This is a genomic window from Methanobacterium sp. (assembly GCA_012838205.1).
Lineage (GTDB): Archaea > Methanobacteriota > Methanobacteria > Methanobacteriales > Methanobacteriaceae > Methanobacterium.
The window spans coordinates 57156-77383 of record DUPR01000047.1 but is presented as its reverse complement, the minus strand read 5'-3'; the positions used below and the strand labels follow the sequence as shown (position 1 = coordinate 77383).

Annotated in this window: 20 protein-coding genes; 9 read left to right on the top strand and 11 right to left on the bottom strand. The window is 35.3% G+C overall.

All coding sequences use genetic code 11. The features are described 5' to 3' along the window. Positions 1-4 precede the first annotated feature (4 nt). The 5 genes from GXZ72_07350 to GXZ72_07330 form a co-directional block, all read right to left on the bottom strand. Positions 5-532 carry a hypothetical protein gene (locus GXZ72_07350; GenBank protein ID HHT19359.1) on the bottom strand — a complete coding sequence of 176 codons (528 nt, stop codon included), beginning with the start codon at positions 530-532 and terminating at the stop codon, positions 5-7. Between the two features lie 174 nt (positions 533-706). Further along, positions 707-2203 carry a 2-isopropylmalate synthase gene (locus GXZ72_07345; GenBank protein HHT19358.1) on the bottom strand — a complete coding sequence of 499 codons (1497 nt, stop codon included), beginning with the start codon at positions 2201-2203 and terminating at the stop codon, positions 707-709. A gap of 164 nt (positions 2204-2367) precedes the next feature. Next, on the bottom strand, positions 2368-3402 hold the full coding sequence (locus tag GXZ72_07340) for a TIGR01177 family methyltransferase (GenBank protein HHT19357.1): 1035 nt from the start codon (positions 3400-3402) through the stop codon (positions 2368-2370). Continuing rightward, on the bottom strand, positions 3393-4571 hold the full coding sequence (locus tag GXZ72_07335) for a geranylgeranyl reductase family protein (protein HHT19356.1): 1179 nt from the start codon (positions 4569-4571) through the stop codon (positions 3393-3395). The genes GXZ72_07340 and GXZ72_07335 overlap by 10 nt, the downstream gene beginning before the upstream one ends. A gap of 117 nt (positions 4572-4688) precedes the next feature. Continuing rightward, positions 4689-5291, bottom strand: a complete 603-nt coding sequence (locus GXZ72_07330; protein HHT19355.1) for a PH domain-containing protein — start codon at positions 5289-5291, stop codon at positions 4689-4691. A gap of 122 nt (positions 5292-5413) precedes the next feature. Between GXZ72_07330 and GXZ72_07325 the strand changes: the two genes are divergently transcribed. Then, a complete protein-coding gene (locus GXZ72_07325) occupies positions 5414-6142 on the top strand; it encodes a UPF0280 family protein (protein HHT19354.1) in 729 nt (242 codons plus the stop codon). A gap of 65 nt (positions 6143-6207) precedes the next feature. Here the strand turns inward: GXZ72_07325 and GXZ72_07320 are convergent, their stop codons facing one another. Next, positions 6208-7440, bottom strand: coding sequence for a molybdopterin molybdenumtransferase MoeA (locus tag GXZ72_07320; GenBank protein ID HHT19353.1), 1233 nt, complete (start codon positions 7438-7440; stop codon positions 6208-6210). 853 nt (positions 7441-8293) lie between these two features. Between GXZ72_07320 and eif1A the strand changes: the two genes are divergently transcribed. The 8 genes from eif1A (at position 8294) to GXZ72_07280 (ending at position 16976) form a co-directional block, all read left to right on the top strand. After that, positions 8294-8605 carry a translation initiation factor eIF-1A gene (gene eif1A, locus GXZ72_07315; GenBank protein ID HHT19352.1) on the top strand — a complete coding sequence of 104 codons (312 nt, stop codon included), beginning with the start codon at positions 8294-8296 and terminating at the stop codon, positions 8603-8605. 222 nt (positions 8606-8827) lie between these two features. Further along, positions 8828-9598 (top strand): serine protein kinase RIO, encoded by a 771-nt coding sequence (locus tag GXZ72_07310; GenBank protein HHT19351.1) that lies wholly within the window; start codon positions 8828-8830, stop codon positions 9596-9598. Between the two features lie 60 nt (positions 9599-9658). After that, positions 9659-10222 (top strand): RNA-processing protein, encoded by a 564-nt coding sequence (locus GXZ72_07305; protein ID HHT19350.1) that lies wholly within the window; start codon positions 9659-9661, stop codon positions 10220-10222. Between the two features lie 51 nt (positions 10223-10273). Beyond that, positions 10274-11839: a DNA topoisomerase VI subunit B gene (gene top6B / locus GXZ72_07300; GenBank protein ID HHT19349.1), complete on the top strand. Its 1566-nt coding sequence runs from the start codon at positions 10274-10276 to the stop codon at positions 11837-11839. Beyond that, a complete protein-coding gene (locus GXZ72_07295) occupies positions 11832-12887 on the top strand; it encodes a DNA topoisomerase IV subunit A (GenBank protein ID HHT19348.1) in 1056 nt (351 codons plus the stop codon). Before top6B ends, GXZ72_07295 begins: the two co-directional genes overlap by 8 nt. Before the next feature lie 230 nt (positions 12888-13117). Then, positions 13118-14131, top strand: a complete 1014-nt coding sequence (locus tag GXZ72_07290) for a phosphorylating glyceraldehyde-3-phosphate dehydrogenase (GenBank protein ID HHT19347.1) — start codon at positions 13118-13120, stop codon at positions 14129-14131. Between the two features lie 688 nt (positions 14132-14819). After that, positions 14820-15968 (top strand): O-phospho-L-seryl-tRNA:Cys-tRNA synthase, encoded by a 1149-nt coding sequence (gene pscS / locus GXZ72_07285; GenBank protein ID HHT19346.1) that lies wholly within the window; start codon positions 14820-14822, stop codon positions 15966-15968. Positions 15969-16082: 114 nt separating this feature from the next. After that, positions 16083-16976, top strand: coding sequence for a patatin-like phospholipase family protein (locus GXZ72_07280; protein HHT19345.1), 894 nt, complete (start codon positions 16083-16085; stop codon positions 16974-16976). Positions 16977-17098: 122 nt separating this feature from the next. Here GXZ72_07280 and GXZ72_07275 read toward each other — a convergent pair whose 3' ends face one another. The 5 genes from GXZ72_07275 to GXZ72_07255 all read right to left on the bottom strand — a co-directional run bounded on the left by GXZ72_07275 (position 17099) and on the right by GXZ72_07255 (position 20206). Then, positions 17099-17377 (bottom strand): transcriptional regulator, encoded by a 279-nt coding sequence (locus tag GXZ72_07275; protein HHT19344.1) that lies wholly within the window; start codon positions 17375-17377, stop codon positions 17099-17101. A 90-nt stretch (positions 17378-17467) separates the two neighbouring features. Beyond that, the gene (locus tag GXZ72_07270; GenBank protein ID HHT19343.1) at positions 17468-18295 is read right to left on the bottom strand and encodes a hypothetical protein; all 828 of its coding nucleotides are present in this window, start codon (positions 18293-18295) and stop codon (positions 17468-17470) included. A 118-nt stretch (positions 18296-18413) separates the two neighbouring features. Next, on the bottom strand, positions 18414-19112 hold the full coding sequence (gene arfB, locus GXZ72_07265; protein HHT19342.1) for a 2-amino-5-formylamino-6-ribosylaminopyrimidin-4(3H)-one 5'-monophosphate deformylase: 699 nt from the start codon (positions 19110-19112) through the stop codon (positions 18414-18416). A gap of 17 nt (positions 19113-19129) precedes the next feature. Beyond that, positions 19130-19627: a hypothetical protein gene (locus tag GXZ72_07260; protein ID HHT19341.1), complete on the bottom strand. Its 498-nt coding sequence runs from the start codon at positions 19625-19627 to the stop codon at positions 19130-19132. A 99-nt stretch (positions 19628-19726) separates the two neighbouring features. Next, positions 19727-20206 carry a DUF1947 domain-containing protein gene (locus tag GXZ72_07255; protein ID HHT19340.1) on the bottom strand — a complete coding sequence of 160 codons (480 nt, stop codon included), beginning with the start codon at positions 20204-20206 and terminating at the stop codon, positions 19727-19729. Positions 20207-20228: the final 22 nt, after the last annotated feature.

Here is a 20228-nt window from a genome sequence, read left to right as displayed (position 1 = left end):
GAAATCAAATTTCAAGATTTAACAGTGCAGTTCTCTCAATTAGAACTCTTTCAACATTCCCTGCACTTTTTATTTCCTCATCGGAAATGTTATACAATTTTTTCAATACATCAACATTGGCATTTAACATTTTATTGTTTTTTTCACCCAAAATCTTACCTAATTCATACATAATGTTTTCATCACAATCCACAGCTACAGCACATATACCTATTTTGCCTTCTTTTATTCCTAAAATCTTAAGAGCACGTGATATTTGTCTTTGAGCTGATGCCCTAACACATATTTCTAGTCCCAAATCCTGAGCCATATTATTATTTCTATTAAAAGCCATCAAAGCTTGTGAAATAGCTTGTAACACATGTTTTTCACCAGCTATTCCATCAGATTTTAACAACTGAATTACACAACCTTCACATTGATTTCCGGCACTGATAATCTTTATTAAGTCCATTAATTCTGTCAAATTATTTATTTCGGCGTCAAATCCTGCGATTTGAATATTATGATCAATTATGTTGAATTGACTCATTATCTTATCACCCATCTAAATTAAAGATCTATAGTAAATCCTTAGAACTATTAAACGCAAAATTTTAGCCAAATGTTGTTTTAAATACCATTCAAGGGTTTTGCCAATAATAATCCATATAATAAAAATTTGTGAAAGGTATAAATTTTTCTATTTTTTAAAAAAAAAACACACTTAAACATTTTTAGACTCATTAACCTTCTTATCAGTGAGTATTTTGTTAATTCCACCTAAAAATGCCTCTACACTCGCATTTATAATATCTGGTTGTGTGCTCCTAGCGCTCACCACTTTACCATCATGTTTAAGTTTGATAACCACATCAATAAGGGCATCGGTTCCACCAGTTATTGCATCCACGTGGTATTCTTCAAATTCGATATTTGCAAGGTCTTCTATTGTTTTTGTGATTGCTACTATTGCAGCATCCACTGGTCCTACTCCCACGCCTGCCTCCAATTTTTCAACATCTCCGATTTTAAGTTTTACTGAAGCAGTTGGTGTTACCTTATTTCCAGATACTATGGTTAATTCTTGAAGTTCTACTGGTTTTTCGGACATAACCCCCATAACATCTTCAGCTATAGCTTGCAAGTCCACATCTGTAACACATTTTCCCATGTCCCCCAATGATTTGATTCTGTTAAATATTTGGGAGAATCTTTCATCATCAACTCGGAACCCCATCTCATTAATCCTTTGTTTGATGATATGAGAACCCACATGTTTACCCATAACAAAACGACGCTTATGACCAACGAGTTCAGGCATTATTGGTTCATAAGTTTCCGCCTTTTTCATTACTCCATCGGCATGTATTCCTGACTCATGGGCAAAGGCGTTTTCCCCAACTATAGCCTTGTTTGGTTGTAAATACATCCCTGTTATCCTGGCAACCATTTTAGAAACTTCATATAACATTTGAATATTAATTTGAGTCTGAACATTATAAAGGGAATATAATGAAACAACCAATTCTTCTAATGATGCGTTCCCTGCCCTTTCTCCAATTCCATTGACTGTAACATGGGCTTGGGTTGCCCCTGCCCTAAGGCCTGCAAGAGAGTTTGCTACAGCTAAACCAAAATCATTGTGACAATGCACACTTAAAGGAACATTCAAATCCATTAATTGACTGTAAAAATCAAATGAACGTTCTGGAGTGAGTATACCCACTGTATCACAAGCACATATGCGTTTTGCACCGGCATCTATGCCTGCTTGAAAAATCTCTTTCATAAATTCCATGTCACTGCGGGTTGCATCTTCTGATGATATTTCAACTAGAAGACCATGATCCACAGCATATTGTGTTGATTCAACAGCCATTCTTTTTACTTGTTCTCGTGATTTGCGCAGCTTGTGTTCCAAGTGCAAGTCGGAGGTGGGAACCACCAAATGGATGCTGTCCACATCGCATTCCAGAGCAGCATCAATATCTAACTGAACAGCCCTGGTAAAACTACATAACTCGGCAGAAAGACCTTCTGAGGTTATTTTTTTAATACCATTCCTTTCTCCTTCGGATGTGATAGCTGAACCTGCTTCGATAACATTTACACCTAATTCATCCAATTTTCTGGCTATCAAGAGTTTTTCATCTGGAGTTAAAGATATTCCAGGGGTTTGTTCACCATCACGGAGAGTAGTATCAAATATTCTGGCTTTCATGATGTCCACCAATTATAATAATTAATTTATCAATAAATGATGTTGAATTATCTTCATGGATTTATTACGAAATTTATTATATTAGAATATTTTAAATAAAATTCCAGTAATTTTTAGGAGCTTAAATTACCATTTTCTAAAAACATGAGATAAAAATTTCTATTTTAGATTTTTTTTAGGACTGAAATGACTCTAGTTAAACTTTTATGCATTCTTATGTGGTGTTGTTCTATTATTTTAAATTTTGTACCCTTAAATATTTCATCTAAATTCAAGTAATGAGGAGTAGCCAAACACATGAGACCATCATCTTTTATTAATCGTTCTAATGAAATCATTGACTGGTGATATAGGTTTTCACTACTTTCACCACCAGTGGATGCCGATATACCATAAGGTGGATCAGTTACAATTGCATCTACTACTTTTGGAAGCTTTAATTTTCTGGCATCTTCCTGAAACACATGGTAATCGTGAATGTCACAGTATTGAAGATTTTCTTTGGTTCCTTTAACCATTTTATAGTCAATATCAGTTCCTATAACTCTTGTGCCAATAACCCCTGCTTCAATAAGTATTCCTCCAGTTCCACAAAAAGGGTCCAAGAGGGTTTCCCCAGCGCGTATTCGTGTCAAATTTACCATACATCGGGCGAGTTTGGGACTCATTGAACCCGGATAAAAAAATGGCCTTTTATGGGGTTTCAAGTTGTAGAAGTGTTTTTTAGAAATTTGCCCTGTTCTATACCCTAATAAAGCCATCTCATCTTGAAGAATAATTCTTATCAGAATTGAAGGATCTTTTAACTTCACTCTGGCGTTTTTACCAAGAGTTTTCTTAATTATACTGCCCACTTCCCATTCTAAATTTGAAGTGTTGTGTGAGGATCTTCTATCCATCTTCTTTACTCTTACTGCATAATCAGATTGGACATATTTTTCCCAGGGATACTTTTTTGCTTCTGAAAGTAATTTGTTTTCATCTGCACTGAGAATGATGTGAATCATTTCATGAGTATATGAAAGTCTCCGAGAAATATTTGGCAGATTTTTCAGATATTTTTCAGGAATATTTAGAAGAAGAACTCCATCGCAGTATTTTTTTATAGAGTAAGTGATTTCCTCACATTCAAGTACTGCTTCGACTTCTGCCTTGGGAAGTGTTTGATGTTCTTGAGATAAAATTAGAGCTACTTCCATAGGCCGGATAGCCTCCGGGATAACATTTTGGGGAGGATGGAAAAAATTATTCCCTGTTTAATCATTTCTTTAATCAGAGGCGATTGCGTATCCATATCCCCATATTCGGATATAATATCTTCTGCTCCTTCTTCTTTAAGTTTTATAAACATATATTCCAAATCAGAGTTACTGAGAGATTTGAAAACCTTATGAACCATGAGTTGTACTTTTAACTCTTTTTTGAATTTATCGCGATATAGTTTAGAATAATTTTCAAGCATGGCAGTGTTTTCAGCTTCTAATGCTTGAGATGTTACATTTGATGCCATTTCAGCAGAGGTGAATCCCATTATCAGTCCACCCCCGGTTGTTGGTTTAACTTGGGATGCAGCATCACCCAACAGAATAACTTTATCCTTAACCAGACTCTTATGTGGGTCTTGTTTAGGGATTACGCCATAATATTTTTTTAAAATGGTAACTCCACTGAGTTCAGGCCTTTTGCTGATTAGTTCATTTAAATAATTAGTCAAATCAGGATAATTGGCATCAGCAAAAAGTCCAATTCGGGCTGTGCTTTCAGATAAAGGAATTGTCCAAAAAAATCCTGGAGAAATTTTTGAATCAACATAAAGATGTACAAAATCATTGTTAAATCTTTTTTCCCCGGCATCTACTAAATATTGAGCTGCTTGAAAAGAGTCTGCTGGCGAATTAAAAGATTGTGACACAATAGAAGAATGACCATCAGCCCCTGCAATTACGTTGCCTGATATTTTTGTTATTTCACTATTTTTTAGGTAGACAACCCCATTTATAGAATCTACTTTCGCTACTTTATGGTTAAAGAAAATGTCCACACCCGAATTTGATGCTAATTCAGCTAAAAACTTATCATAACCAACACGATCTAGCACATAAGCTTCTGGCGTTTTTTTGCTTACAGAAAGTACTGTGTCAACTGGAGAGTGTAAAAAAGCACCATGAACAGAGTTAATGATGAATTCATCCGGTAAAATATTCACTTTCTTTATTTTCTTACCTAGAAGCCCGGCACATTGAAGTGGAACGCCAATTTCCTTCTTTTTCTCCAGTATTGCTACTTTAAATCCCTTTTCTGCCATGGACCTGGCGAATGTTGAACCTATGGGGCCAGCACCAACTACCACTACATCATAGTTTTTCATATCAACACTAACATTATAGTTTTATCTTTAAATAATTCACAAAGTTATAATAAAAAATCAAAATAATCGAGCATTACTGCCACTATAAGGAATTATAACAATGCAATATTCATCTGACTATCTTTTAAACTTTTTGTCATATTCTTCAATTATGGATCTTTTGGGTGTTTTTCTACGCTGGGTTTTGAACCCAACCTCTTCCCCTAACATGACACGGTCGATCATGTCTTCCACTTCTCGGGGATTTGGAATATCTTCTAAAACAATGTTGGTGTGCTCATGACCCCCATATATCTCTATATCTCCTGCTGAAATAATTCTGTCTACTATACCCTGAGAAATTTCAATGTCTTGTATCTTAGGGTACTGGATAGATGATCTTTTCCTTCTGAGAATTCCCTTTTGGATTACAACTCGTTGATTAGTAAGCTGGTACTTCTTCCCCCTCCATGAAAGAATTTCAAAAATTATGGACAAGATCAATAAGATAATGATTAGCAATAATAAATAAAATATTCCCTGAATAAGAGGCAGCCATACCATCTGTACCACATATTCTTGTAGTATTATTGCTGCTGCTATTATTGTCCGGAAATAGTAAAATATCCCCACTAAAATTACCAATTTAAGAATGGTTGATTTCATGTTGGCCAGAAATCGGGGTCGGGTTTCAAAAACAACCCTTTCCCCTGGATTTGAATCATTCATTCTGTTAAACATTTTTCCTACCACCATTCCACAGCAAAACTATTCATCGGATTATGCGTAAAATATACACTATTTCTTAGTTTAACTTCCCAATCTAAATAGTTTATCTGTTGCTTCTACCTATCTTGTAAATGATGATAAATAAAAGGATCCTTATCGAGGAAACAAACATAATGCTCCAATCAGATATAGAACCATCTGGTGTAGATAACTTTATTATTCAACAGCGTAAAGCACTGAAAAGTTATATTTGGAAACATAAAGAATTTCAAATCAGTTTAGAACCTTTAAAAGTTGGTGAAGCACCACTCATAGTAAAAATGATGGCTGAAGCAGCAGAAATAGCTGAAGTTGGACCTATGGCTGCAGTTGCAGGGACAATATCAGAACTGTCTCTAAATTTTTTGCTAAAAAATGGTGCACAATATGTTATAGTTGATAATGGTGGGGATGTGGCTCTTAAAACTAACAAAGATGTGATAATGGGATTGTATGCTGGTGAATCCTCTCTTTCCGGGAAAATTGGTTTTAAAATTAAGCACCAAAAAACACCAATGGGAATATGCACATCATCTGCCACAGTTGGTCACTCCATCAGCTTTGGGAAAGCAGATTCAGTTACAATTTTCGCTTCTCATGCCAGCACTGCAGATGCACTGGCAACATCCATAGCAAATCATGCCACAGGCAATAGTAATCGTGAAATAATTGAAAACTGTCTGGATAAAGCTGAAGAATTTCGCATGTATTTCCGAGGATTGATGGTAGTGGTGGGCGAAGCTGCCGGCACCCTTGGCAAAATACCTAAACTTGTTAAAACCAAGAAAAAAGCAGTTTTAGGCGATATTTTTGATGTTTATTAGGTTTACTGTTGTCCTGATATATTAATCTCAATTATTTATAAAAAACATTAAAATAAAAATTTTAATTAAAGATTATGGAATGGTATTAATTGGATCTTCTCACCTTTTTCAATGATTTCCACATTTTTTGGAACTTCAAAATAGCCATCAGCCTCTGCGAGTGCGGTTATGGCACCTGAATCCTTTAATATGGGGATAGCAAGATTATCTTTAATCTTTGCAAGGGCATAGTGGCTTCGTCCCCTTGCAGAATGATATCTTCGGGATAATTTAAGTGTTAAAAATTCTTTTTTCTGCTGGTGTCCAGAATTACCAGCTATTTCTCTTAAAAAAGGCGCTACAAAGGCATTGAAAATCATTAATGCAGACACAGGATATCCTGGAAGTCCGAACAGGATTATGTCACCATCACCCCCTGGTAATGTGCCTATCAAAGTAGGTTTACCAGGTTTAACTGAAATTCCATGTACCAAGACCCGACCCATATCATCAACAACTTGACGCAAAACATCTCCTGCACCTGCAGAAGTACCTCCAGATGTTATAATAATATCAGTATCTTTAAATTCATGTATTTTATTTTTTATAGTATCATAATCATCTTTAACTATTTTAGAAATAATTGGAATGCATCCGCAAGCTTTAACAGCATTAGAAATAGTTTCAGAGTTGATATCGTATAATTTCCCATATTTAAGTTCTTGACCAGGTTTAATTAGTTCGTTACCTGTTGAAATCACGGCTACTGTTGGTTTAGAGAAAACTGGAATTTGTGACATTCCAATAGCACTTAACGCACCTATCCTTTCAGGAGTTAGTAGGCTGCCTTCAGAAAGAAGTTTTTCTCCTTTTTTCATATCTGATCCCCGAGCAGACACATTCATTCCAGGAGCCACTGCTTCATAAATCTGAACAGTTTCATCTTCTAAATTTGTGAACTCAACCATAACCACTGCATCAGCACCTTCCGGCATTGGGGCGCCTGTTCCAACTTCAGTACATTTACCTTTTGCCACTTTTTTTAAAGGAACATCACCTGCACCAATCTTTTCAATTAGATCTAAAGATAAGGGGTTATCTTCTGAAGCTCCAAACGTGTCCTGAGCTCTTACTGCATAGCCATCCATTGCTGCACGATCAAAGGGTGGAAGATCTATTACTGCATAAATATCTTCAGCCAAAATACGTTGATAAACATCCGACAAATCAATTTTTTCAATCTTTCTGTAGATTTTAAGTGATTCAATAATTTTTTTCACTTCATCTTGGTCCATTAAATTCAAAAAAACATTTCCCATGGTTTCCCCAGTTTAATTTTTCTTAAATAAATTTAAGATTAATTCTAATTACAATTATTATTAAACATTTCACTGCTGGAATAATGAAAAATAATTAATCCATTTGAAAAATTTGGATTAACCAAATAAAAAAAAAAGACTTTATAACTTAAAAAGGATGTCAATTTAAAAGCGAATCATATTCAAAGCCTATCAAATTCACGATTTTTTAACCCCTCTTCCTCTTTTACTTCCTGGTTTTTTATGTTTTGCTCTAGTTCTTTTTTTAGTTCCTTTAACTTTTGCCATATTTATTCAACTCTTATTAACCTTATTGAAAAAGTATATTTACAATTCATCCCATTAAAAAACCCAATAAATTCATATTTAATATATCTTCAGGTTTTATTTTCAGGATTAAAAATGGAATCAAAAATTTTTCCCAAATTTGATCACCATCTTCCATATATTCCTAATTTATATTTATATAATAATTGGTAAAACTCCCTTCAAATTTTAAAATAAAAAATGAATTATGATAATTAATTAATTGATTTATCTAAATATATTTTTTATGGAAACTATTACAATGTATAACTGAAACTTACAATATTTTGATTTATAAAATTCACACAATTGGAAAATACGATTTTTTTATATACCTTTAAAACACAATATAAAAAAGAAGATAAATGATCAATATGCAGATTAAATGATCAATACTGTGTTGAGTCAATAAAATCCTATTATGAAAGTTTATTTGATTACCAGAAGGTTTAACTAAACTTCAATAAATTGCCATAATACTTATTATATGATCTTTATTCGGTTGATCTTTTAACTTATCGCCATTTTATAAGAAGGAGGAGAGTATTTGAGCAGAGGAAGTGGTCGTGATCAACAATCACAAGAATTTCGGAGGGTGAGATCCCCTAGAAAGGGTGAAATACCAGGTGTTGTGGAACAAATTATGGGGCATGGGAAGCTTAAAGTAAGATGTGCCGATGGTAAAACTAGACTTTGCCGAATTCCCGGAAAAATGAAAAAAAGAATCTGGATCAGAGAAGGTGACGTAGTTCTAATTAAACCGTGGGACTTCCAAAGCGATGAAAAGGCAGACGTTATTTGGAGATATACACGCACCGAATCTAACTATTTAGAACGTCGAGGATTCCTAAAACTATAAAATCTTTAATTTCATGTTTTATTAAATCGTTAAACCTCCATTTTTTATTAAAACATGCTAAATTAATGTTTAGGTTTTTTTTATAACAATTTCTGGTAATATATTCCCTTTTTTAATTCTGAGGAATATTAAATTGTTTATACATTACCTAATTTATTTCAATAAGAATAAAAAAAAACCCCACACCTAACCTAAAAGAGAAATATAATCCAAGTGCTAAATATGGAATCTCCTGTTGATAAGTCAGATATTCACCTTCAGAAAATGAGGGAAGTCAAACGCTTGAAGAGTGTTGAAGACAGACGAGTAGGGAGTGAGGTGTTCGATCGGATTACCCTCCAAACATTGTATAAATTGGCCAATCAAGGCCATATTCACCTTTTAAATGGAGCAATTAGTACTGGGAAAGAGGCAAATGTCTTTAAAGGTGCTGATGAAGACGGTAATTTGGTTGCAGTCAAAATTTATCGGGTTACCACTTCTGACTTTAAAAAAATGCAATATTATATTCAGGGCGATCCTCGGTTTAACATTCGTAGCAATAGTAAACGTCAACTAATTAATAACTGGGTTTTAAAAGAATTTAAAAATCTTAACCGAGCATACAATGCTGGAGTGCGAGTTCCCAAACCATTAATTGCAAAAAAAAATATTCTTGTTATGGAATTTATAGGAGACAAAAATGGCACACCAGCTCGCCTCATGCAACAGACAAAAATTTCAAATCCAGATAATATAGTTGAAAAAATTATTGAATATGTTAAAAAACTATATAACGATGCAGAAATAGTGCACGGAGATTTGTCTGCCTTCAATATTTTAATACACCATGATGAACCGGTCATAATTGATCTATCCCAAAGCCTAGTGGTTGATCATCCCTTGTCAAATGAGCTTTTAAACCGAGATATTAACAATTTAATCAAAGATTTTAAAAAAATAGGTATCAAAATGTCTAAAGATGATGTTAAAAGAAAGATTAAGGATTTATGAGGATAGAAAAGTATATCTTAAAAGATAATGTAATATCTTTTTAAAAGTAGAGGTGAAAAATTGCCTAACACAGAATATTTAAAGATCCCCAAGGAAAGGGTAGGGGTTCTTATTGGGCCACAAGGAAAAACCAAAGAAACTATTGAAAAAACAAGTCAGACTATCATTGATGTTGACAGTGAAGCTGGTAGTGTGGCCATATCGCCACACAAAGAATCAGAAGATCCTTTATCTGTGTGGAAAGCCCGCTATATGGTTAAAGCAATAGGTAGAGGTTTTAATCCAGGAATAGCCCTTAAATTAATTGATGACGAGGTAATGTTAGAGATCATTAACCTTCCTGATTATGTTGGTAAGTCAAAAAAGGCAATTTTAAGACAGAAAGGACGTATCATTGGCAAAGATGGGAAAACCCGGAATATAATCACTGAAATGACTGGAACACATGTTTCGATTTATGGAAAAACTGTCTCAATTATTGGTGATATGGAACATTTACAAATTGCCAAAGAAGCTGTTGAAATGATTTTGGATGGTGCTAGACATAAAACAGTATACTCGTTTCTGGAACGTAAAAAACAAGAGATGAAACTTAGAGAAATTAAAATGAACCCATCTATATGAACATAAAATAAATTATCAAAAAAATAATAAATCAATTAAAGGAGGCATAGTTTGGAGCGAGAAGCAGCTGAACTATTTGAGGAATTTAAAGAACTGACTGCATCTGAATTTTTCAGAAGAAATAAACAGATGCTGGGTTTTTCTGGTAAAATCCGGTCTTTAACCATGGTATTCCATGAATTAATTACTAACAGCCTAGATGCATCAGAAGAGGCAGGAATACTTCCAGAAATAAAGATAGACCTCAAACGTTTAGATAAAGATCATTACATACTTAGACATACCGATAATGGACCAGGAATCCCTGAAGATTATATCACCAGAGTATACAGCACCATGTTTGCTGGTTCCAAGTTCAGGAACATCCAATCCCGCGGGCAGCAGGGGTTAGGGTGCAGTGGGTGTGTTTTGTTATCACAAATGACCACCGGAAAGCCAGCTAAAGTTGTGTCCGGCTATAAAGATGGTGACACTCTTAAAGGTGTGGAAATGACCTTTAAGATGGATGTAAAGAAAAATAAGGGATTAATACTTGAGAGAAAGGATGTTGAAGTGCAATCCACCGGAGTTTCCATAGAATTGCAATTTAAAGATGTTTCATATTCACTTTCAGAACAAGGAGCCTATGAATACATTCGTAGAACCATGATCGGCAATCCACATGCTAAGATCACTTTCAGAGACCCTACGGGACACAAATATATTTTTAATCGAGCTGCAGATTTTATCCCCCCATTACCTAAGGAGGTACTTCCGCACCCCAAAGGAGTAACTGCTGATGACTTGATATTCATGGCAAAACATACTGATAAACGTCGTTTCCGCAGCCTATTAACTAGTAACCTTTCCAGGATGTCCACCAAACGAGTGAAAGAGATTGAAAAAACTACTGGAATCGATCTTAACAAGCGTCCCAAGGACATGAAATGGGAGGAAGCAGAACAAATCGTGGAAACATTTGCCAAAATGGACTTTATGGCACCCCCAACCTCTGGACTTATACCAATAGGGAAAGAACAGATAGAAAAAGGAATAAGAGAGATTTTGAATCCTGAATTCGTGGCAACCACTACCCGAAAACCTAAAACATTCCGTGGAGGAGTTTCTTTTATCATTGAAGCCGGCATATCTTATGGTGGAGATTCAGGAAGAATGGTTGGAGAGCAAAAAAAAGCAGAAATCATGCGATTTGCCAACCGAGTGCCTTTGGCCTTTGATCAGGGCAGTTGTGCCATAACTGAAGCTCTTAAAAGTGTGGACTGGAAACGTTATGGGATAAAAGACATGGATAATGCTCCTATGACCATTTTTGTCAACATCATCTCCACTAATGTGCCCTACCTTTCAACAGGTAAGCAAAGTGTGGCACCTGAACCAGAAATTCTGCATGAAGTCCGACAAGCAACCATGAAAATCGCTAGAAGCATGCAAAAATATATACGCGCTAAAAAAGCTGCGAAAGAAGAAGCATTACGTGCAAAAGTATTTGAAAATTTGGTTCCAGTTATAATTCGTGAAGCAGCAGTGCTGGCTGAAAAGGATGTTCCAGAATATGATGCCGTACTAGCAAAAGTTACACGCAGAGCAAAATACGAAGGCGTGGTTGAAGATGAATAAAAAAGATATCACTGTTAACAAACTCAAAAGCTTGGGTGAGATAATATTAGAAGACGTTGAAAAAAACAACGTTCCTACAATTAAAGTTCCATCACGAGGAACATCTAACATAGTTTATGATAATGAAAAACGTTACTATGTGCTGGGGGATCGCTATGGTAAAAGATCCCTAGGTAATGTGAAACAGATAACCAAGATGGCTCAGATGATATACGTAGCCAATTTTTGCAAGGATCTGGTTCGCAGGGGAAAAACTGCCACTTTAAGGGAGATGTACTATGTTTCTGAAGGATGGGATGTGGACTTCGGAGAGCAGCAAGAATCGAATATTGTTGGCGAAGACTTGGAAGTCACATTGGGAATGACCCGTGAAGACTTGGGCCTGATGCCTGAAGAAGACGGGGCTTCAGTTTACGGAAATATCACACTTCAAGATGATGATGTGGAAATAAACGCGCTTAAAGCAGGAAAATCAGGTTATACCATATCCCCCACCATTGATGAAGTGAAATTTCTGGATCACGACGTGGAACGAGTTATTGCCGTGGAAACCATGGGTATGTTCCATAGGATGGTTCAAGAAGACGCTTATAAAAAATTTAATACGCTAATTGTTGGTTTAAAAGGTCAAGCTGCTCGTGCAACCCGGCGTTTCCTTAAACGTGTCAATAATGAGCTTAATTTACCAGTTTATATTATGAACGACGGAGATCCATGGGGATTCCACATTGCCATGGTTATAATTAGTGGAAGTGCTAAATTAGCCCATGTAAACCATCAACTGGCCACTCCTGATGCTAGATTCATGGGTGTTACCGCATCAGATATTATTAACTACGATCTTCCCACCGATCCCCTGAAAGATATCGATGTTTTAAGGCTTAAAGAACTTTCAAAAGACCCCAGATACAAAGACGATGCTTGGCAAGTGGAAATCAAAAAAATGCTCAAGATAGGGAAAAAAGCAGAACAACAATCCTTCTCCAAGTACGGATTAGAGTATGTGGTTGAAACTTACTTACCTGAAAAACTCGATGCAATGGAATAACTAGAAGTAACAGCCTTTATAAGGCTGATATAAATTTTTTAAATTTATTCTTTTTTAAGTATAAACGATTATAGATGAATTTAATTTAAAAATCGATTATGTTAACTTAGCTAATAATTTGATTAAATAATCTGGTTTTTTTTATAATATGAAAAATTAAATCATAAAATTTATAATATTCTAAACTAGATACATATTTTAAATATAATTACTATATCGGGGATTTTATAATGAAAAACGTAGGGATAAATGGATACGGTACTATTGGAAAAAGAGTGGCAGACGCAGTGGCCTGTCAGGATGACATGCAAATTGTTGGAGTTACTAAACGAACCCCTGACTTTGAAGCCAAAATGGCAGTGGAAAAAGGATTCCCCCTATACATCAGCGCTCCTGAAAGGGAAGGGCTTTTTGAAGAAGCAGATATAAAATTAGCAGGTACCATTGATGATCTCTACGATAAATTGGATGTAATGGTGGACTGCACCCCTGGAGGTATAGGTGCTAAAAATAAAGAAATATACTCTGAAAAAGGAGTTAAAGGTATTTTTCAGGGTGGAGAAAAACACGAACAGATAGGAAAATCTTTTAACTCATTTACAAATTACAAAGATAACTTGGGTGCTGACTACGTTCGGGTAGTTAGTTGCAACACTACTGGATTGTGCCGAACCCTCCAACCAATAGATGACCTTTGTGGGATAAAAAAGGTTCGTGCAGTTATGGTACGGCGAGGATCAGATCCTGGACAGATAAAAGCGGGCCCTATTAATGCAATAGTTCCAAACCCTCCAACAGTTCCATCTCATCATGGCCCAGATGTGCAAACTGTAATGTACGACTTGGACATCGTCACCATGGCATTATTGGTGCCTACTACCATCATGCACCAACACAACCTCATGGTTGAACTGGAAACTCCACCCTCACTTGATGATGTTATTGAAACCCTAGAAACCACACCTAGAGTAAAATTAGTTGAAGCAAATAAAGGATTAAACTCTACAGCCGAGATAATGGAGTTTGCTCGAGATTTAGGTCGACCAAGAGGAGATTTAAATGAAATCGCTGTTTGGAAGGAATCTTTAAACATTAAAGATGGTGAACTTTTCTATATGCAAGCAATACATCAGGAATCAGATGTTGTTCCAGAAAATATCGATTGCATACGTGCTTTGTTAGAGATGGAAGATGATCCTACCAAATCCATTGAAAAAACCAATAAAAATATGGGAATAAATTAATTTTTTTTTCTACCTTATTCCTTTTTCAAGATTCATTGCATAATAGATGCATCTTTTTTTGGACTATTTAGAATAAAAAAATTATAAAGAATTTGATTGTGGTAAAAATAGATACTACCTCCACGCACTTAGCAAGGGTTCTGTTGATGGTTTTGTAGAACCTAAAATGGGGGAAATTGTCATAAAAAAGGGCTATCTGTAATCACAATCAAAACCACAATAATATCTGGAATACTTGCAAGCAAAATATGTGAAACAGATTATTATAATTGTATTCGAGGGTCTCAGATAGTACCAAACAATGAAAAATAATCGACCTATTTTTCTCAATTATAAATGCTATTATAAAGTGGTAACTTGTTTGTTTTGGGAAAAAAATCATTTTTGAGAAATTCTGTACAGCTAAATTACTAAACATTACGTGATGGTCGCCAATCGGATATTTGAGCAAACATATTCCATATATAACGATTTTATATGAGAATTCGATAAATCAGGCGCTTACTAACAACCAATTATTTGATCTCTAAATTTTTCAGATTAAAAATAATAATTCAAAAAAATCTTATATAAAACTAGAAAGAGAAAAAGAATGTAAGCAACATAATCATCGATGTGATGCAAACCATCAATATACTATTAAATCAATTATCCATCTACCAATAGATATCATAATTGGGTGAATTTCATGGAATGTCAGGATTACTCCCTAAATCGGAACACAGAAAGAAATAATCTTAATCTTAACCCGCTTCAGCGGGGTGGTGTGCTACCCCCTGAATCACGTCAAGCATTATACGAATTCTCAGACGGATACAGTATCTGCGATTACTGTGCAGGTCGCCTAGACGAAATCCCGAAACCGTCTATACATAATTTTTTAAGCGATTTAGCGAGTTTCATAAATGTAGATCATGCTAGGACCGTCCATGGTGCAAGAGAAGGGAAATTTGCAGTTATGCACGCACTTTGCCGTCCAGGAGATACAGTAGTAATGGATGGTAATGCCCACTACACCAGCCATTTAGCAGGTGAACGTAATGATCTTAACATAGTGGAAGTACCTAGCAGTGCAGAACCTGAATATAGGATAGATCCTATAGTTTACCAAGAAGTACTAGAAAATCTCTATGACCGTGGCGAAGAAGTAAGTTTAGTCCTTTTAACTCATGTAGATGGTGATTATGGTAATTTAACAGATGCCCGAGCTGTTGGAAAAATTTCGCATGATATGGGTATTCCATTCCTTCTAAACTGTGCTTATTCCATGGGAAGAATGCCAATTGATGCCAAAAAATGGAATGTTGATTTTGTAGTGGGAAGTGGTCATAAAAGCATGGCTGCCTCCGGACCCATTGGTGTTCTAGGGGTTCAAGAAGAATGGGCAGATTTGATTCTTAAAAAATCAGATAAACATCGTGTTAAAGAACTAGAAATGTTAGGATGCACCAGCAGAGGAGCTCCTATTGCTACTTTAATGGCTTCTTTCCCCTATTTAATTGAAAGAGTAAATAATTGGGATGTTGAATTGCAAAAAACATTGTATTTTGTATCTGAAATGGAAAAAATAAGTGGAGTGAAACAAGTAGGTGTAAGACCTAAAGAGCACGATTTGGTACGATTTGAAACCCCATTTTTCCATAGAATAGCAGATAAACACCCCCGTAAGGGTTTTTATCTTTATGAAGAGCTTAAAAAGAGGAAGATTGTAGGTATCAAGCGGGGGCAAACGCAATGGTTCAAGTGCAGTGTTTATGGTTTCAGTCAGGAACAAGTTCACTACATTGCACATTCTTTTACTGAAATAGCTTCAAAATTTCGCGAAATGGCTGATTAATCAAAACCAATAGTGAATAATATGAGGTGTAATGATTTTTAGAATATATCCAATGTAAAATTGCCTTTTATTCTTTTTAATACTAAAACATTTTTTGGAAATGGAGATCTTGTGATGAATAAAGATAATGAATCCAAAAAGGCTCTTGTACTAAGTGGGGGAGGAATAACAGGGATAGCTTGGGAATTAGGTATTCTCAGGGGATTGGAAGAATGCGGAGTGGATGTGACAAATGCAAATCTAATTATTGGCACATCTGCAGGTTCTATTGTGGGAGCCCAGATCATCAGCGAAACCAGTCTTGAAGAACTGTATAAACTTCAACTGATTCCTATTGAGGAAAGCGAAGAACGTCAAGTTCAATTTAACAGAACTGAATTTCAAAAGATAATGGCAGCAGCCATTTTGAGTTCACCTGATTCACAAACAGCGAGAGCGTGTATTGGAAAAGCATCACTATCTTCAGCCACTATGAGTGAGGAAGAACGTCAAAAAATTATAAATTCTCGTTTGCCCAATAAAGAATGGAACCAAAAAAAGAAATTAATAATAAATGCAGTTAATGCTAGAACCGGAGAATGGGTGAAATTTGATCACAATTCCAGTGTGTCACTCGAACAGGCAGTGGCGGCAAGTTCAGCAATTCCGGGTATTTATCCTCCCACTGAAATTAATGGAGAATACTACATTGATGGAAGTATGAGTTCAGGGACAAATGCAGATTTAGCACAAGGTTATAATAAAGTTCTTGTTATTGTTGCTGAACCAAACATGATACATGCTTTAATGGGCCCTACCATGCATAGAATCAGTTTTAATGAGGAATTGAAAATATTAAAGGAATCCGGAGCTAAAGTTTGGGTTATTTTACCTGATGAAAATTCTTTGAAGGCTAAAGGAAAAAACCCATTAGATGTGAATTCCCGTGCTGCATCAGCAAAAGCGGGACTTAAACAGGGGAAAATTTTAGCAGAAGAAGTAAAAAGTTTCTGGAAAAAAAATAATTGAAATTTTTTACATCTTAGACATTTATGATGAAATTATAATAGATTGTTTAGTTCTAATGTAAAAAAATATTAAATTAAAAAAAAAATGAAAAAAATCTATATTGCAGATATCTTGATGCCAATTTATCGGGATTTATATTTACTGTCAAATCTTCGGCAAGATTTAGCAATGTAGGGTTCACATTTATCTAATTCTGTTAAAAGACACCTTTTGATAGTTTCACTCTTAATTTCTTTCTCATCATCAATTTTTTTATTAATATTAGCCAACACTTCATTAATGATATCTTTTTTCTCATCTAGAGTGTATCCTGCATCAATGGTAGCTTTCTGAAGAGATCCTTTAATTTTGTTAGGATTGAATGATTCTACATTACCTTTCCTTTTAATTACTTTTTTCAATATATCACCGTGAGTTTATTTACAATCCCTTAAATATACAATTTCGTCAAATGCCATTTCAATATATTGTATAAAATAAAGAAAAAGAGATTAATATTGAATAATCTCTTCATATGGCTGGACTATGACAAAACCATGGCCTCTGAATTCTAACTGGAATTCTTCACCACTAGTTTTCCCAATTAAAGTTTTAAGTCCAATATCAGTCTTTACAGACGGTGTTAAACCGCCAGACCAAGCCACTGTTGCTTGTGGATCTGTGTATATTGGTTGGTCCGGAGTAACCACCAGTGTTATCGGCGTGAAATAAGTAGTTATAGCTACCATTCCAGTTCCTTCTAACCTTATATGGAATAGTCCTGCACCGGATGTAAGGCCCACTCCAGTACTCATCATCTTAATGTCCCAATCAATCTGTTCTTCAAAGGCCAGTAAATCATTTCCCTTCACAAAAATTCTTTCATTTTGGAGGTCTAAAATGACGATTTTTTTCCCATAATCGGCGAGATATACTTTTCCCTGACCTTCCATTTTCATTAGGGTGGCTGATTCTCCAGTTACGGCTTTTTTCACAAATTTGTCAAGGCCATGTTCGAAAGTTCCCTCTTTTTTGAACTTTAAATCACCACTGTAGGCAACCATAGATCCTTTCTTAGCCCATACTTTCCCATCAACATTAATATTCAATAAATAATCGTTTTCCAGTTCAAAAATTTCACCAGTGCCTGTTTTTTCTTTAGTTTTATTGATAAACTCATCAATACTATATTTCTTGGTCCCACCATAAACAGGGGCAACTTTTTGTTCGGTTTCCTGGTTTTGAGTTGTTTCAGGCTCAGTAACATCACTTTCTATGGATTTACCACAATTTGGACAAAATTTTCCTTGGAACTCAGTTCCGCAATTTGGACAAAACATGCTTAACACCTCAAAAAAGCATAAACATAATTACAATATGTGTTGTAATTTTTTATGTTATGGTATTGTATTATCTTTGTATTTAAAAGACTATTGTATTTGAAATTTTATCAAAAATTCATTTTTTGTTTACTAAATCGCCGATATCCTTAACCACATCTCTCACAGCAATTTCCAGCAATTGTTCACCGATTTCGAGATCAACACATACTCCTTCTTCTGCAACCTTCTTTGCACCATTTTCTATACCTTTATTGGCTATTCGTGCCTCAGTGAGGCCGACCATTCCAACTTCAGGGTATAAATTAAATTTACAATGTTCATCAAGGCGTTTTTCATCGACAATTCCTAAAACTGCCCCCATTGAAAGTTCTCCAGTGCCAGCATGGGGCCCTTCAACTTCAACGATTTTGTTGTTGAAAACTACTTGTAGTTGTGAATTTTTTTTAATAAATTTAAGATGGTCTTTGATAAGTACATTCCCCCCATGAGCATTCACTAACACCACTGATTCCAAATTTAAATTATTTTTAACATTTTTTAAAAAAGGAATCAGTTCATTATTCACCAGTACCTCTATTGGGATGTGAATTCCATGTTTAACATAATCATATTCCGTCGCAACATAGAGAACTCCTACATATTTAGCTCCAGTTCGAAGTGATGCTTCTAAAGCAACATAGGCTGCTATTTTAGAATCCGTGTCAATTGGGAGTGCGGCACCATGATTTTCCAGATGAGAACCAACTGCCAGAACTCCAATTTTATGAACATCAGGAGAAATCACATTACCTGAAGAATAACGTAGTTCGATCATATTCACTCCCTATTCAATCATTTATAACATTTAGTATTTGTCACAACATTAGTCTTGTTATAAGTAACTAGAAGCAAGATGAAGAGGATTGGCATTAAGATATCTAAGTAAAGTACTGTTCCAGCATTACCAGCAGCCAGATTACCAGTTTGTTGGATACTGTAAAGATGGCCAATAGCAGCACCCCACATGAACACTGCATAGGCAATGATAGTAGGTACCCAAAAACTCCGATATTTAATGGACAAAATTCCTAAAATACCATAAGAAATATTTGCAAAACCAACTTCCCTTAAGAAAGGAGTGTTGGGCCATCCCACAGATTGGGCAACCATTTCTGGAGATAAAATTTGAGCCAAGCCACTGAAAATGGATCCCACACCTATTCCAAAACCTAAAAACCATAATAACAAGAATTCTATAACTCTATTTTTTGTCAGTTCTTTCTTACTTATGAATAAATGCAAAAAGGCTCCAATTATGGGAACTATGACAAATATGTACCAAATTTCCATTTATAGAAAACCCCTTCTTTAAATAAAGTTGGGCATAATATATAAAATAATTCCTCAAATTCAATTATTGTGTTGAATGTTTTCCAAATAGCCTAATCATTACCCTATCTCAAAATTCCAAATCTTATCCCCAATATAGTGAAGAGTCTTTACTGCCTTACCTTTATTATTTTTCACCATTTCTTCTCCTGATATCATGGCTATACCCATAGCCAAGGGTTTATGGTGATTTTCATCAACAATTATAACTGTGTCTCCCTCTGCTATATTTATGTCAGCTTTCACAACCCCTGGAGACATTACATCTGCTCCATTGGCCATGAATTTCACTGCACCCATGTCCACAACCACAACATGATCCTCCATAGGTCGTTTGAGGGCTCCTTTAAGTGTAGGAAATGGTTCACCATTGAGGATCATTAAAAGGGGTTCATCATCAATCAAGATCAAGTCAGGAAGTTCGGTTTCCAATATTTCAACTTTGGACTTGGGGGGGATTAAGAAACTATAATGTCCAAGATTAGCTTTGATTTCCTTTAATTTTCTTTTCTTGAGATAATATCTCTTTTTAATTTTCAATTAAAAATCACCCAATTCTAGT